12 protein-coding genes and 1 pseudogene are annotated in these 15,630 nt (G+C 69.0%); 5 read left to right on the top strand and 8 right to left on the bottom strand.

Annotated features, from left to right (window positions below; all coding sequences use genetic code 11):
• Window positions 1-58: 58 nt before the first annotated feature.
• The 6 genes from ASE75_RS01040 to ASE75_RS01015 all read right to left on the bottom strand — a co-directional run bounded on the left by ASE75_RS01040 (window position 59) and on the right by ASE75_RS01015 (window position 9,929).
• A complete protein-coding gene (locus tag ASE75_RS01040) occupies window positions 59-1,507 on the bottom strand; it encodes a carboxylesterase/lipase family protein (protein WP_055927538.1) in 1,449 nt (482 codons plus the stop codon).
• Window positions 1,504-2,256, bottom strand: a complete 753-nt coding sequence (locus ASE75_RS01035; protein WP_055927535.1) for a GDSL-type esterase/lipase family protein — start codon at window positions 2,254-2,256, stop codon at window positions 1,504-1,506. The genes ASE75_RS01040 and ASE75_RS01035 overlap by 4 nt, the downstream gene beginning before the upstream one ends.
• The gene (locus ASE75_RS01030) at window positions 2,253-3,593 is read right to left on the bottom strand and encodes a sugar porter family MFS transporter (protein WP_055927532.1); all 1,341 of its coding nucleotides are present in this window, start codon (window positions 3,591-3,593) and stop codon (window positions 2,253-2,255) included. Before ASE75_RS01030 ends, ASE75_RS01035 begins: the two co-directional genes overlap by 4 nt.
• On the bottom strand, window positions 3,590-5,530 hold the full coding sequence (locus tag ASE75_RS01025; protein WP_200922286.1) for a glycoside hydrolase family 97 protein: 1,941 nt from the start codon (window positions 5,528-5,530) through the stop codon (window positions 3,590-3,592). The genes ASE75_RS01030 and ASE75_RS01025 overlap by 4 nt, the downstream gene beginning before the upstream one ends.
• 59 nt (window positions 5,531-5,589) lie before the next feature.
• Window positions 5,590-9,030: a glycosyl hydrolase 2 galactose-binding domain-containing protein gene (locus ASE75_RS01020; protein ID WP_235512456.1), complete on the bottom strand. Its 3,441-nt coding sequence runs from the start codon at window positions 9,028-9,030 to the stop codon at window positions 5,590-5,592.
• Window positions 9,031-9,149: 119 nt separating this feature from the next.
• A complete protein-coding gene (locus ASE75_RS01015; protein ID WP_055929147.1) occupies window positions 9,150-9,929 on the bottom strand; it encodes a M15 family metallopeptidase in 780 nt (259 codons plus the stop codon).
• A 30-nt stretch (window positions 9,930-9,959) separates the two neighbouring features.
• Between ASE75_RS01015 and ASE75_RS01010 the strand changes: the two genes are divergently transcribed.
• The 5 genes from ASE75_RS01010 to ASE75_RS00990 all read left to right on the top strand — a co-directional run bounded on the left by ASE75_RS01010 (window position 9,960) and on the right by ASE75_RS00990 (window position 13,661).
• Window positions 9,960-10,637: an RluA family pseudouridine synthase gene (locus ASE75_RS01010; protein ID WP_055927526.1), complete on the top strand. Its 678-nt coding sequence runs from the start codon at window positions 9,960-9,962 to the stop codon at window positions 10,635-10,637.
• An 18-nt stretch (window positions 10,638-10,655) separates the two neighbouring features.
• Window positions 10,656-11,081: an alternative ribosome rescue aminoacyl-tRNA hydrolase ArfB gene (gene arfB / locus ASE75_RS01005; RefSeq protein WP_055927523.1), complete on the top strand. Its 426-nt coding sequence runs from the start codon at window positions 10,656-10,658 to the stop codon at window positions 11,079-11,081.
• A 239-nt stretch (window positions 11,082-11,320) separates the two neighbouring features.
• On the top strand, window positions 11,321-11,803 hold the full coding sequence (locus ASE75_RS01000; protein WP_055927519.1) for a GAF domain-containing protein: 483 nt from the start codon (window positions 11,321-11,323) through the stop codon (window positions 11,801-11,803).
• Between the two features lie 134 nt (window positions 11,804-11,937).
• Window positions 11,938-13,077: an RcnB family protein gene (locus tag ASE75_RS00995; RefSeq protein WP_055927516.1), complete on the top strand. Its 1,140-nt coding sequence runs from the start codon at window positions 11,938-11,940 to the stop codon at window positions 13,075-13,077.
• Between the two features lie 47 nt (window positions 13,078-13,124).
• Window positions 13,125-13,661, top strand: a complete 537-nt coding sequence (locus tag ASE75_RS00990) for a PH domain-containing protein (protein WP_156340033.1) — start codon at window positions 13,125-13,127, stop codon at window positions 13,659-13,661.
• A gap of 6 nt (window positions 13,662-13,667) precedes the next feature.
• On the opposite strand, the gene ASE75_RS00985 is transcribed toward ASE75_RS00990, so the two are convergent.
• Together ASE75_RS00985 and ASE75_RS00980 are read right to left on the bottom strand one after the other, a co-directional pair.
• On the bottom strand, window positions 13,668-14,948 hold the full coding sequence (locus tag ASE75_RS00985; RefSeq protein ID WP_055929143.1) for a M20/M25/M40 family metallo-hydrolase: 1,281 nt from the start codon (window positions 14,946-14,948) through the stop codon (window positions 13,668-13,670).
• 258 nt (window positions 14,949-15,206) lie between these two features.
• A pseudogene (locus ASE75_RS00980) lies at window positions 15,207-15,594 on the bottom strand (glycine zipper 2TM domain-containing protein).
• Window positions 15,595-15,630: the final 36 nt, after the last annotated feature.

Here is a 15,630-nt window from a genome sequence, read left to right as displayed (position 1 = left end):
ACCCCGGCGGATGCCGGGGTGGTTTTTTGTTTGCGTTGTCTCGTGCGGCTCTCGGCTTTCAGGGCACCGCTCGCAAGGCGCAGATCGCCCCGCGCAGGTTCTGCTTTGCCACAGGTCCGGTCTGGTCGAACGCCATGTACGCACGGCCGCGGGCATAGGCGGGCCAGACGGGTAACGACGCACCATTGGGCGTTCCGCCCCTGACGAAATTGCTCCAGTAGCGGCGCATCGGCGGTTCGCCCGGCTTCGTTTCACCGAAGACATAGCGCAGTTCGCTGGCGTGGCTGACGTCCGCGCCGTAATCGAACTGATAGTGCCACACCGGCACGCCGCGCGCGGCAAAGGCGTTCGCGACGGCGATGGCCGGACAGCGGAAGGTGAGGTCGGTCGCCAGTTGCCGGGTGACGTCGCCAAGGCGGGGATCGTCGACCGGCGTGCCCCCCGGTTGCAGGCCGTACAGCGCCAGCGCGGCCGTGGCGTTCGCACCGAATTCGCGACGGACCGTGGCCGCGGCGGCGGGGCGACCGCCATGCAGGGTCAGTTCCCTGGCGTTGACGCCAATCAGGAGCGGCACGCGGGCGAATTGGCCGTGCGCCAGCGCGCTTGCGGGGGCTTCGGTCAGGACGCGGCCGTCGACCACCGCCTGCAACCAGATGAAGCTGTCGTCGTCGAGGTTGGGAACGTTGACGTCCGTGTCCGCCTTCAGCACCTGCGCCACCGACAGCGCGCGCAAGGCGGCCGGGGTCTGCGCCGTCAGCCCGGCTTGCCGCCCGATCAGCGTGCCGAGTGCCTCGTTCTGCGCCAGGCTGCGCGGTGGCAGGCCGAAGCCGGCGGTGCCGCTTTCGGCGATGGCCCGCGCGAACAGCCCGCGTGATCCGGGCGACAGCAGGTGCAGCCCGACATCCTGTGCGCCGGCGGACTCTCCCGCGATCGTCACGCGCGCGGGGTCGCCGCCGAACGCTGCGATGTTGCGCCGGACCCAGCCAAGCGCGGCCTGCTGATCCATCAGGCCGTAATTGCCGGATCGGCCACCCTGTTCGGCGCTGAGTGTCGGGTGCGACAGGAAGCCGAGCGCGCCGAGCCGGTACTGGATGCTGACCAGCACGATACCGTCGTCGGTGATCCGCGAATCGACGGTGCCGCTGCCGCTGCCCGCGCGGTTGCTGCCGCCGTGGATCCACACCATCACCGGCAGCTTCGCGCCTGCCGTCAGCCGGGGCGTGCGGACGTCGAGGAACAGGCAGTTCTCGTCGCTGGCCGCCGCCGCGGTGTCATTCCAGCCGGCGGCGATCTGCGGGCAGGCGGCGTGGGGGCCGGTCGTGTCGCGCGGGGCGGTCCAGCGGGCGGGACGTCGTGGTGCACGCCAGCGTGACGGGCCGACCGGTGGCGCGGCATAGGGGATGCCGCGGAATACCGCGCCCGCGCCGGCACTGTCGCCGCGCACCGGGCCGTCATCGGTCACGACAACCGGGCCGGCGGTCGCCAGCAGCAGGGCGGCGAGGATCATCGGGCGATCGCCTTTGGCGCGGGTTTGGCCAGGGCGGCCTTGATCGCCGCCTCGGCCACCGGGGCCATCGCCGCATAGCCGGCCTCGTTTGGATGGACCCCGTCGCTGCCGTAGTCGGCTCGCAGGGCGTCACCGTCGTGCAGGACACGCCAGTAATCGGCGTAGGTGGCACCCGTGCGCGCGGCATAGTCGCGCAGCCAGGCGTTCATTATCGCGATCCGGGGCGCGGTGACGAGGCCGGGCCGCCATTCGAAATGATCGGCCGGCGGGATCGAGGCGAGGATGACGCGGATGCCGTGCGCGCGCGCGAGTTCGGCCATCGACATGATCGTGGCCTGACTCTGCTCGACGGTCATCGGCCCGGTCGCGCTGGCGATGTCGTTGGTGCCGGCCATGATCTGGACGACGTCGGGCTTCAGGTCGATCACGTCCTGGCGAAAGCGGACGAGCATCTGCGGCGTCGTCTGGCCGCTGATGCCGCGCCCGATCCGGCCGGGGGTGAAGAAGGCGGGGACGCGGTCGAACCAGCCCTGCGTGATCGAATCGCCGATGAAGACGATGCGGGGGTGGCCGGGCGTCGGCACCAGCGCGGCATTGGCCGCCTGATAGCGTTTCAGGTGACTCCAGTCGGTGTGCAGGCGCTCCTCGTCCTCGCGCGCCCATTGCTGGCGTTGCGCATCGGTCTGCGCGAGGGCGGGCGTGGCGGCGGTGAGCAGGGCCATGGCGGCGGCGATCCAGTATCGGGTCATGCGGGCGTCTCCATGCGGGCGTGCATGTCGTCCAGCGCGACGCCCTTGGTTTCCGGAAAGAAGATCAGCACGACGACGCACTGCACCGCCATCGCGACCGCGAACAGGACGAAGGGCGCGCCCGCCGACCATGCCGCCATCACCGGGAAGATACTGGCGATGACCGCATTCATCAGCCAGTGGGTGCTGGCGCCAAGGCCGCTGCCGCGCGCGCGGACGGCCTGCGGGAAGATCTCGCTGAGATAGACCCAGATGACCGCGCCCTGGCTGGTCGCGAAGAAGGCGATGAAGCCGACCAGTGCGGGCAGCAGCAGCCCCCGTCCGGCTGCGCCAAACAGCACGGCGGCGGCGATCGACAGGCACACGGTCATGCCGGCCGCGCCGACCGCGAGCAGCGTCTTGCGTCCGACCCGGTCGATCAGGACCATGCCGAGCAGGGTGAAGGCAAGGTTCGCGCAGCCGATCAGGATCGCCTGTCGATCGGGCGAGACGTCGCCCGCGCCGGCAAAGATGTCGTTCAGATAATAAAGGACCGCGTTTATCCCGGCGAGCTGGTTGAACATCGCCAGCAGGATCGCGAGCAGGATCGGCCGGCGGTGGCGCGACCAGGAGAGCTTCGCCCCGCCGGTATCGGCAAGGGCCGCCGCGCGAGCAGAGGCGATTTCAGCCTCCGCCTCGGCCGAGGCAAGTCCGATCCGGGCAAGCGCGGTACGCGCGTCGGCGTCACGCCCCCTGGTCAGCAGCCAGCGCGGCGAATCCGGGATGCGCGCGAGCAGGACGAGGAACAGGATCGCCGGTGCGGCGGTGACGCCCAGCTTCCAGCGCCAGGCATCGGTTTCGACCAGTCCGGCGACGATGGCGTTGCTGAGATAGGCGACGAGGATGCCGGTGACGATCGCCAGCTGGAACAGGCCGACCAGCAGGCCGCGCTGCTTCGGCGGGGCGATCTCGGCGATGTAGACCGGGGCCAGCACCGACGACCCGCCGATCGCGAGGCCACAGGCGAAGCGGAAGGCGAGGAAGGCGTACCAGTCGGTCACCAGCGCGCAGCCAAGACCGGCGATGACGTACAACACGCCCAGCACCGCCAGCACACGGCGGCTGCCGTAAAGGTCGCCGGGCTTGCCGGTGACGATCGCGCCGATCATCGTACCCCACAAGGCCGCCGACACGGTGACGCCCAGCGTCTCCGGGCTGAGGCCGTAGAGCCGGGTCAGGTCGCCGGTGACGCCGGCGATGACCGCAGTGTCGAAGCCGAACAACAGGCCGGCCAGCGCGGCGGTGCCGATGCTGGCGATCAGGACGCCGCGCCCTTTTCTGGTCGTGGTGTTCGTCATCGTGCCGGTTCCAGGATCGCGACGCCGCCGCCGGTGCGGGCGAGCGTCAGGGTGAGCGTGTCGCGCGCGGTGACGGGCACCTGATCGCGGGTGACGTCGGTCGGGCTGGTGCCGTCCTGCCAACGCGTGGCGGTGTAGCGTCCGGCCTTCAGGAGGCTCAGCGGTACGGTGACGGTGCGGGCGGCATCGGTCATCGCACCGACATACCACCGGTCGCCGCTGCGCCGGGCGACGGCGATGTGCTCGCCCAGTTCGCCGGACAGGAACCGTGTCTCGTCCCAGGTTGCGGGCACGGCGGCGAGGAAGTCCACGCCGCTCGCCCCCCGATAGGCGTCGGGGCTGTCGGCGACGCTGGCCAGCGGGCTTTCATAGACGACGTACATGGCAAGGCCCGCCCCACGCGTCGTCTGCACCTCGGGCGCGGTGGCGGTGATGCGGAACGCCTCGGGGCTGCAGTTGCGGAAGCCACCGGGCGTATAGTCCATCGGCCCGGCGAGCATCCTTGTATAGGCCAGCGTGATGTTGTGGCGCGCGGTGATCCGCTTTGTCCACTTATTGTATTCCGCGCCCAGCACGCCTTCCTGCGTGACGTAGTTGGGCCATGTCCGGGTCATGCCCCACGGATGCGTCGCGCCGTGCAGGTCGAGCAGCAGGTGATGCTTCGCGGTCGCGGCGGCGATGCGGTGATAGAAACCGATCATCTCCTGATCGTCGCGGTTCATGAAGTCGACCTTGATCCCCTTCAGCCCCCAGCGTTCATACTGCGCGAGGATCCGGTCCATGTCGGCATCGAGCAGCTTCCAGTGGACCCACACGATCAGGCCGACGCCGCGCTGGCGGCCATATTCGACCATCGCCGGCAGGTTCACGGCCGGCACGACGGTCAGCGGATCGGCGCCCGGCTTCAGCATCGCGCCGCCGCCGGCGTTCACATACCAGCCCTCGTCGACCATCATGTAGGGCAGCTTCTGCGCTGCCGCGAAGTCGATATAGCCCCTGATCGTCGCGTCGTTGGTGCCGGCGTCGGGCACGCTGGCAAGGATCGGGCCGGACCACCAGTCCCAGGCGGTCTTGCCTGGCTTCACCCAGGCGAAATCGCCTTGCGCGGGCGGGTTGAGCGAGGTCAGCAAGGTGTTTTCGATCAACGATCCCGGTGTCGTGCCGACCATGACGACGCGCCACGGCGACTGGATGCCGCCGGTGCCGACGTCGATCTTCACCGCAATGTCGGGATCGTCGGGGCGGCGCGCGAGTTTCGCGGCCACGCCGGTCGCACCGGTTTCGGTGCCGGTCAGGTACATCGCCGGCCAGTTTTCGACCGCGGCCTCGGCGATGGCGATCGTGGGTGCGCCGGGGCCGGTTTCGCAGACGAGCGGCAGTTCGTACAGATTGTGCGGGCGGATCGCGGAGGCGCGGACGGGATCATACTCGCCCTCGTGACTGGTGCCAAAGCTGCCGAGGTTCAGGCCGGTGCAGGCATAGTCGCCGGCAAAGGCGAACTGGGTCAGTTCGTTGGCGATCCGCAGTGCCTTAACATTCGGCTGGGCGGGCACGCGGTAGCGGATGGCGATGCCGGTGTCATAGGCACGCACGACGATGTCGAGGCGGCGGCGCTGGTCGGTCGGTTCCGCGTAATGGACCGTGATTTCGCTATAGCGTTCGGCGACCGACGACACCTTGCCCGCCGGCAATGTGTAGCGATCCTCGCCGGCGCGCCGGTCGACGCTGGCGACGGCGAGGCCGTTGGCCAGCTTGGCATAACGCTCGAACTCAAGGCCGAGCGGGGAGGGGGTGATGAGCGTGCGGCCGGCGACGGCGAGCGTGTAAGTCGGCTGGGTGTCGGCACTGGTGCCCATCGTGACGGTGACGCGGCCGTCCGGGGAGGTCACGCTGGGGGCGGGCGCGGGCGTTGTCTGGGCGGTGGCTGGGGTAGCCATCAGCGCCACCATACCCGCCTTCGCGAGGGCGACGGGGATGAAGGTGGACAGACAATCATTCATTTCGCGGTCCCCACGCGGGCGTTGGTGACGTTCCAGCCGCGCAGTGCGACGTAAGGGCGCTGGGCCTTGGCGGCGGGATAATGGACGGTGACCGTCCGGGTCTCGCCGGGCAGGAGGGTGACGTAGTTGTCGCTGAAATAGGCGGGCAGGATCTGGGATCCGTCGCCGTTGAACGCGGTCAGCTTGGTTTCGATCGCGGGCACGGCGGCGGCGTTGCGCAGGATGACGGTCATCACCCCGTCGTCGCCCTCGCTCGATATTTTCGTCTGCGCCTCCAGCACCACCTTCGCGAGATCGTTCAGCGCGCGGTACTGCGCATCGCCGGCGGCCTGCCAATAGGTGTTGGTCGACAAAACATTGCCCATGGCGTCGGTCGCGTCCAGCCGGACCAGCGCCACCCCCCTGGCCAGCGCGGGCGCAAGGTCGAGGGTGAAGGCGTCGGTCGCCTGTTCGTGGGGCGCGGTCAGCGTCGTGCTGTTCTGCGCGAGCACCGTGTTGTCGAGGCCGACGACCTTGGCGGTCACCGTCACGCCGGTCAGGTCGGCGAGGCGGTTGTTAACCAGCACGACCTTGTGATCGGGCAGGTTCATCTGAACGTGGACCGGCTCCGACGCCTTCTTCACGCCGTAGAAGCTGGCCTGCGTGTCGTAGTCGGACGAGAAGATCTGCCACGCGGAGGACGGCCACGCCGGCTGCGTCATCCACAGCATCCGGCCGCTGTTCTGCGTCCACAGGCCGGCGTTCATCCCCTCGAAGATGGCGCGGTAGGATTCATACTGCATCATCTGCGCCTTGCGCTCGAAATCCTCCAGGCTGGTGCCGGGGCCGAAGCGCGCCTCCAGCGCGTCCATGTAGGTCTTGACCGCGCCGTTCCCGGTCTGGTGCCAGTCGTGATAGGCCCAGACGTCGCCGATGGGCCAGCGGTCGGCGGCGGGGATCGCGCGTTTCCACGCCTCCAGCGTCGGCAGCGACGGGGTGCCGCTCTCGACCGAAAAGCCCTTGGCCAGCTCGGTGAAATATTCGACCGGCGGCCGCCAGTTGTACGGGCCGGAGTTCTGCAGGTTCACCCGGTTGGACGATCCCATGTACAGCCGCGTGCCGTCCTCGGTATTGATGAGCGATTGCAGCGCCTCGTTCAGGATCGGCTGGGGCACGCCCTCGTTCCGGCCGAACCATGCGACGATTGAGGGGTGGTTGCGGTAGCGTTTGACCACGTCGGTCGCGTTGGCGACGAACAGCGCGGGATCCTGCGCCTCGATATTGTAATCCTGCGTCGATTCCCAGAAATCGTTCAGGACCATCAGGCCATATTCGTCGGCGAGGTCGAAGAAACTGTCCTGCGTGTTCTGGCCGACCCAGTTGCGGATGATGTTCAGGTGCGCGTCCTGGTGCAGCCGGAAATACGGTTCCAGCCGCGACCGCTCGGTCCGCTTCATGAAGTCGTCCATGCCGATATTGCCGCCGCGCGCCGCGATCTTCACGCCGTTGACGCGGATGACCAGATAGGGCGACAGGCCGGGTGCGTCGGTGACGGGGGTGACGGCGGGTGATTTTTCCGCACCCGGCACCAGGCTGGCGGCCCAGCCGTCGGGCACCTTGCGGATGCCGTCATGCGTGCCGTCGACGATCTGCTGGCCGAGGCTGCGCGCCTTGCTGAGGTCGATATGGACGCGGTCGAGGTCGCCGGCCTGATCCATCAGCGAGATGTCATAGGTCACCTGCCGTATGCCGAAGCGCAATTTGCGCGTATCGCTGACGGTCTGGCCGATGCTGGTGATCAGCGTCAGGTCGTGGAGCGCGGGGTCGCCATATCCGTTGGGCCACCAGAGCTTCGGGTTCTGCACCGAAAGCTGCGGAAAGTCGGCGGGCTTGAACACGACGCTGGTCGCCTGACGCGGGAACAGCGCGACCTGCCGTTCGACCGTCACGTCGTCAAAGGCGGCGCGGACGGTGGCGGTGACGGGTGCGTCGGACAGGTTGGTGACCGGCACCGTGATCTCGACATCGGCGACGCTGTTGTCGGGCCTGGGCAGGGTGGTCACGACCTGCGCATCACCCAGTGCCGCGTCGGCGGTCGCGGTCAGGCGGACGCCCTGCCACAGGCCGGTGTTGCGATCGCGGATGCTGGGGATCCAGTCCCACCCTTCGGTCGCGACGAAGGTCGGGCCGTCGAGCATCATCATGCCGCCGTTTTCGCCGACGCCGGCCGTCATCGATTCCTCGTGCGCGATGCCGGGATGCGGCGGCGGTGAAATCTTCACGGCGATGGCGTTGCGCCCGGGCAGCAGCCTGCCCGTCACGTCGAACCGGCCGCGGATGAACGCGCCCTTCATCGTGCCGAGCGGCTGGCCGTTCAGCCAGACCTCGGCGGTGTAATTCGCGCCGTCCAGCGTCAGGAACTGGCGGGGAGCGGCACCGGCGGGCGCGTCGAACTCGGTGCGATACCAGTAATCCTGTCGCGCCAGGCTTTCCGGGATGACCATGTTGTTCAGGCCATAGGCCGGGTCGGGATAGACGCCGCGATCGACCAATGTGGTCAGAACGGTGCCGGGCACGGTCGCCGCGTACCAGCCCGATGCGTCGAAGCCGGCGCGGCTGATGACCATGCCGGGCGCGGTGACCTTCGGCGCTTCGGCCAGCCGCCAGCCATTGACGGTCCACGCGCCGGGGCCGGTCGCGACCAGCGCGGGCAGGGTTGATACCGGCTTGGCCACGCCATCGGGGATCGGCGCGTTCGATCGCGGCAGCGTCCATGCCGGCTGGGGCGCGGTCTGGCCGAGCGACTGGCGAACCTGCACCGGCCAGCGCGGGCTGCCCTGCTGGAACGCGATCAGCGACACGTCGGGTTTCGCATCGGCGCGGTCGCGCATCGCGTCGTTCGCCACCGCGCTGCCATCGAAGCGGAAGTCGGCGACCCGTCCGGCAAAGGCCTGTCCGATCCCGCGCGGGGCGAGGCGTGCGGTCAGCGGCACCGGTGCCGCCGCCATCGGTCCCTGACCGACCCGCTTGCCGTCGATGAACAACTGCGCCTGTCCGTTGGTGACGACCGCGCCGATATGTCGCCATGCGCCGGGTGCCAGCTTCGCCGCCGCGACCAGCGTCCCGCCCTCCGTCACCAGTGCCGGGCGGCCGTCGATCAGCGCGAGATAGCGGTTCGGCCCGACCAGCGGATCGCCGACGCCGGCGACGCGGACGGGGCCGGTCGGCAGGCTGCACGGCTGGACCCAGGTCGACAGGGTCCAGTCCTGACCGGCGAAGCGCGGCGTGCCGTCGGGCGCCAACGGGGTAACGATCGCCTCGCCGCCGGTGGGCAGGTCGGCGTTGATCGGACCATAGGACTGGGCGGCGGCGGGAACGGCCAGCCCAGATGTCAAGGCGGCCAGCCCGGAAATCATGCCGGATAGTGCGGCTTTCAGCATGGCCTTGCGCATCGTCATCCCCTCAAAGATCGCTTCCGGTGCATGGTCTTCGTCGCCGTGCCGGTACGGTCCATCAAGCACAGGGACCGGAAAAAGCCAAATTGAAATATGAATTGCCGCGGCCATCAGCCGTCGGGTCAGCGTCGCCCGGCCTTGCGTTTGGTCGGCTTGGCCGGTGGCATCGGCACGGGTGGCGCGGGCTGGGAACCGACCGTGATCGCGATCAGGTCCGCGATCCCCGGATTGGCCGGAAACGCCGAGCGGGCGCGGGCGAAGACGAAGCGGGCGCGGGCGGCACCGGGCGCGGTCCGCGTCGTGCCGACCCAGCGCCAGTGCCAGGGTTCCCATTTTACCGTCTGGCGGTTGCTGATCGGGAACGACTGCTCGAACCCGAACCGGGTCGCGTTCGCCAGCAGCCAGCGATAGGCGGGGGTGGCGGCCATGCAGGTTTCGGCATCCGGGCAGTTGGGTGACGGGCGTACCGCGAAGTCGATCGCATAGCCGGTGGTGTGTTCGCTGTGCCCCGGCGGCGCGACCGAGATCGCCCGGTCGGCGGCGTCGCCCTTCGATCCTTCACGGCAGAAGACCGCGCTCTGCCGGCCGATCGAGCGGTGGCAGGACAGGCCGCGAAGCTGCCCCATGACCGCCGGATCGCCCCGCGCGGCATCGAGCAGGTGCATCAGGTCGGGCAGCACCTCGCGCCGGATCATGCAGCGCTGGCCCACCGAAAACCCCTCGGGCGCGTCGATCAGGTCGCCTTCGGCCACGTCGCCGTAGGGCAGGTGGCCGAGGATGCGGCCATCGGCCGACCGCGCGACGCCGTTGCCGTCGCAGACCTGCGCGGCGGCGATGGCGGGGGCGGCGACCAGCACCGTCGCGAGGAAAAGCCGGACCAGCATTGCACCAAGCACTGGCATGCGAAGCGTCGAGGTGGCAAGGGCGGTGGCATGCATGGTGACCACGTTCTTTTCATCGACGGCGAAGCGCTTGTCATCGACAAACCCGCCGGACTCCCGGTCGACCGGCCCCGCGACGGGTCGATCAGCCTGGAAAATCACATGGACAGCCTGAAGTTCGGGTTCAAACGCTGGCCGCACGCGGTCCACCGGCTGGACCGTGATACCAGCGGCTGCCTGCTGCTGTCGCGCAACCCCAAGGCGCACGCCCGGTTGCAGCAGGCGTTCGAGGGCGGGCTGGTGTCCAAGCGCTATCTGGCGGTGCTGGAGGGTATTCCGGAGGGCGAGAACGGGTTGATCGACCTGCCGCTGGCCAAGGTCAGCACGCGCGAGACGGGCTGGCGGATGGTGCATGATCCGGCGGGCAAGCCGTCGCGCACCGAATGGACGCTGATCCGCACCGATGGCGGTCGCGCGCTGGTCGAGTTCCGGCCGCAGACCGGGCGGACGCACCAGATCCGCGTCCATGCCGCGACCGGCCTTGGCGCGGCGGTGGTCGGCGATGGCGTCTATGGCCGGGCCGACCGGCTGGGCATGATGCTGCACGCCGCCGAACTGATCGTGCCGCGCGCGACGAAGGACCCGATCACCGCGACCGCGCCGCTGCCGCAGCGGTTCGTGGACGCGGGTTTCGGAACGGGCTTCGAACCGGATCCCGCCGCCGGGTAATCCCGGAGCGGTTGCGCCATGGTCGCCATTCCCGTCACCCGCTCCATCGCCATCGACAGCGACGAGATCAGCGAAACGACGACGCGCTCGGGTGGTCCGGGCGGCCAGCATGTCAACACGACCGACAGTGCCGTCATCCTGCGCTTCGACGTTGCCGGATCGCCCAATTTACCCGAGATGGTGAAGGCGCGCCTCGCGGTGCTTGCCGGATCGCGGCTGACCCGCGACGGGGTGCTGGTGCTGCGCAGCGAAGGATCGCGCTCGCAACTGCTGAACCGCCAGGAGGTGCGCGAGCGGCTGATCGCGATGATCCAGGAGGCGACGATCGTGCCCAAGAAGCGCCGCCCGACCCGCCCGACCAAGGCGTCGCAGACCAGGCGGGTCGATGCGAAGAAGGGGCGTGCGGGGGTGAAGGCCGGGCGCGGGCGCGTGCGCGAGGATTAGGGGCGACTTTTGCGGCGCTGTACCGTGTTCTCGACGTCCTGTCGTTTCGTACCTCCCCGGCGAAGGCCGGGGGCAATCGGGCAAGCGTTGCCGACGTCGTGAAGCCCTTTGTCATGAGCGTTCTCCCTACTGGGCCCCGGCCTTCGCCGGGGTGGTAGCAGGGCGATAGCATAGTCCTGAAGATCGCGCGGGGACACGGGGGGATGACGCCGCGCCACCCGCGCCCTATCTGACCGCGCATGTACGATTTCACCATTTCCGCCGGCTCGAAAGCCGAAACCTATCGTGACCTGCTGTCGGCGATCGCCGCGATCACCGACAGCGAGCACGACGGGATTGCCAACATGGCCAATGCCGCGTCGCTGCTGTGGCAGTATCTGCCCGATCTGAACTGGGCCGGGTTCTACCGCGTGATCGAGGGCGAACTGGTCCTCGGGCCGTTTCAGGGCAAGGCGGCGTGCATCCGCATTCCGATCGGCAAGGGGGTGTGCGGCACGGCGGCGGCGCGCGGGCAGGTGCAGCGGGTCGACGACGTCCATGCCTTTCCCGGCCACATCGCCTGCGACGCGGCCAGCCGGTCGGAACTGGTGGTGCCGGTGATGCAGGGCGGGCGCGTGATCGCGGTCATTGATCTGGACAGCCCCGTGCCGGCGCGGTTCGACGCCGAGGACGAGGCGGGATGCGCGGCGATCGGCGTGCTGCTGTCGACCCGGATCGGTTAACCCTGTCCTATCGACCTGGGGCTGATCCGAATCGGGACGCTGCGGGCGATGGCGACTCGCTGGCGGCCTTGGTAAGCAACACCTTAACAGATCGTGCGTTGGCGCGAGGTGGGCGGAACCAGGGAGTAGCGACGATGCGACGGACGATCGGGTGGACAACGACAGGGATCGCCGCCGGCCTGATGGCCGGGATGGCATTTGCCGGTGACGCGCAGGCGCAGCGGATCGTCCAGCGCGCGCCCGGTGCCACCTATGCCGCGCCCGGCGCCCGCCCCCTGTCGCCGACCGTTCACGCACCGCGCTGGGGCAGCAAGGTCGATGGCCGCTGGTGGGGTGGGACCAACGCACCCGGCGGCTGGCGCGCCTATCGTCGCCCTACCCGGGGCTATGCGCTGCCGGCCTATTGGAACGCACCGCGCTTCTATATCAACGACTGGTCGACCTATGGGCTGGCGCGGCCCCCGCAGGGCTACCGCTGGACGCGCTATTACGACGACGCGGTGCTGATCGACGGGCGCGGCGCGGTGTATGATTCGATGAGCGCGGTCAATTGGGACCGGTATGACGACGCCGGTTACTATGCCGGGGATGACGTCGCCTACGCCGCCGATCGCGTGCCGCCGCCCGCCGTCGTGCGCGATTACGCCCGGCCGGGCTTCACGCAAGTTCCGCCTCCGGTGCGACGTGATACCGGGGTCGGCGGCGCGGCGATCGGTGCGGTTGCCGGCGGCGTTGCGGGCAACGTGATCGCCGGACGCGGCAACCGACTGGGTGGTACGCTGATCGGCGCTGGTGTCGGTGCCGCGGCGGGCTATGCGATCGACAAAGCTGAAGATCGCAGGGCTGAAGATCGCGGTCGGCGGATGCCGCCGCCGCCGCCGCCGCCACGCGGCCATGACGCCGGGCCGGATGGCTATGGCGCGGGCTATGATGTGCCGATGGCCCCCGACGGCCCGCCGCCGCCATATTATGGCGACCGCGGTTATGCCGACGCCTATCGCACGGCGCCGGCCATGATCGACCGGGGTAACGGCCGCTGGACCTCGGCGGATGGACAGACGACCGTCGTCACGACCCAGGTCGGTGGGAACCACGGCTATGGCGCGCCGGTGGTCAGCTATGGCCCGGGCGGCACGACGACCGTCACCGTCCAGAACGCGCCCAGCGTCACGACGACGACCACGACGACCTATGAGGACGTCGTTTCCTACAGCCGCCCGCGTACCCGGACGGTATATACCAAGGCGCGCGGATCGAAGCTGGTCCGTCGGTGACGACGGACCGGGCCGATCCCGTATTGGTCCCCGCGTCGTCAGGCACCGTGACGGACGCCTGGCACGACACGCTGTTCGCCGGCGAACGTCTGCTCTGGACCGGGCGGCCGGATGGCGGCCTGTTCCTGCGGCCGATCGAGTGGCTGCTGATTCCGTTCAGCCTGCTCTGGGGCGGGTTCATGGTGTTCTGGAACATCACGGCCTGGACGGCGGACGCACCGACCGAATTCACGCTGTTCGGCGTGCCGTTTCTGGTGGTCGGGGTCTATGTCGTCGCCGGGCGGTTCCTGCACGACATGTGGTTGCGACGGCGCACGCGCTACGCCGTCACAGACCAACGTATCCTGATCCGGCGGCAGGGCCTTGGCGGGTCGATGCGCTCGCTCGATATCCGCAATCTGCCGATGCTCGACCTGCGCGAAACGGCGGCAGGGCCGGGGACGATCCAGTTCGAGACGGAATCGCTGTTCAGCGGCCGGTCGGGGTTCGGAATCTGGACCCCGGCGCTGAGCGCATCGGCCCGGTTCCTGCGCATTGCCGATGCGAGGGCCGTCTATGCCATCATTCGCGGGCAGCGCGGCTGAGCGGTTTCACCGCGGCCGGGCAACGCGTCCGGCAAAACTGACCACGCTTTCGCTGCCGTCCGCCGCCAGTGCGGATACGCCGACGAAATGGTCGTCGACCGGCGTCTGCGTCAGGACGGTCTGCGTCCCCGTCACGTCGCGGCTGCCGGTCCAGTCGGTGGTGTCGTTGCGCCGCCAGCGGACCCGGTAGCGGGCGGCACCCGGCACGGCGCTCCAGGTCACCGTCGTGTCGCGCGACAACGCCCCGGCGATGCCGACGTCGGATGGCGCCGCGGGCGCGGCGGCGAGGCGGGCGATGGTGGCGACGTTGATCGCCGTCACCCGGGCCAGATAGACAAAGTCCATGCCGGCGATCGTGTCGCCATAGTCGGTGCCGCCCTCGGTCCGCAGATCCTGATGCTGACGATCCCAGTTTTCCGCCGCGACCGAAAAGCGGACCGCCGGATAGCCGAGCTTCAGAAACGGTTCGTGGTCGCCGCCGCGTCCGAACCGGTCGGGCCGGCGGTCGAGCATCACGTCCAGCCCGTCGGGCAGGGTGCGGGCGACGCCGTCGACCGTCTTGGCCAGCGCGCGGCTGGGTCCGTCATCCTCGCCGCCTTCCGCCCGGCGTCGCTGCTGCTGGGCGATGTCTTCCGATGCGCGGATCCCTTCGGAAAAGACGCGGACCCGGTCGGCCACCCGGACGCCGCCTTGCCCCACGCTGTTGCCGACGATGTCGTTGTTGAGCATCGCGGAAACGGTCCAGCCGCGCGCCCTGGCGGTATCGGCGAGCAGCGTCGCGCCCCACAGCCCCTGCTCCTCGCCCGAGAAGACGGCATAGACGATGGTGGCGTCGAACTGGCGTCCGGACAACAGTCGCGCCGCCTCCAGCACCAGCGCCACGCCCGAGGCGTTATCGTTGGCACCGGGCGCGTGGGAGGTCGCGTCCATCTCGCCGGTCACGCGGCTGTCGACATGCGCGCCGACGATGATGACGCGGGTCGGATCGCGGCCCTTCTGGATGCCAAGCACGTCCTCGACCAGAACGCCCTGGGGGGCGCGCGGGCCGGTGAACCGGCGGCTGATCCGTTCGACGGTGATACAGCCGCCGCACCCGGCCGAGAGCGCCCGGAACCGGGAGGCCGTCCAGTCGCGCGCCGCACCGATGCCGCGCTTCGGATCGGTGGTGGTCGACAGGGTGTGGCGCGTGCCGAACCCGACCAGCGCCGTCACTGTCGCACGCAGCCGTGGCTGCGACGGGGCGGGCAGGGCCGGCGCGGCGGCGGCGAGAAGCAGGGATATCAGCATGACGACAAGGGTGCCGGGGATGCCGACGAGACGCAAGGGGAGGGCCGCGAATCGGCGGCAGTGCGCCGGAAGGTTATAAAGGTTATACCCGCAAAGGGGGGCGGTGGTCTGTCCGCAGAAGCCGGTCACGACCTTGCAAAACCATGTCAAACAGCGCCCGTGTAGGACAGCGTTTTTTCGCCAAAGACAGATCTTGCGCGACAAAAAACGGCGACCGATAACCCGGTTGCCGTCGATAGGCCCTTGTTTACCAGATATTTACCGGCATTTTACATTGCCGCGATCGACCGAGCGTCCCAGCAGCGCGCCGCCACCGGCACCCGCCAGCGTACCAAGCGTGCCGCCGCCGATCAGGTTGGCGAAGCAGGCCGCCGGCCGCCGCACCGACGACCAGACCGGTGGTGCCGTCGTTGCGCTTGCAATAGGCGCGCCCGTCACGACCGCGATAGATCCGGTCGTTGCGGCCAAGCCGACGTTCGCGATACCTGCCGTCGCGATGGCTGCTGGCCGGATCCCAGTTGCGGTTGTCCCGGTCGCCCTGCCAGCGGCGGTCGTTGTCCCGCCGCTGGGCCGTTGCCTCGACCGGCACCATGGCGGGCGTCGCGACAGCCACGGCCATCAGCGCGGCGATGAAATGCTTCTTTATGGGACAATGCTCCTGATCCAGAGCAAGCGTAACGAC

The sequence above is a fragment of the Sphingomonas sp. Leaf17 genome (assembly GCF_001421505.1).
Lineage (GTDB): Bacteria > Pseudomonadota > Alphaproteobacteria > Sphingomonadales > Sphingomonadaceae > Sphingomonas.
This window is presented reverse-complemented; position numbering and strand designations above follow the sequence as displayed.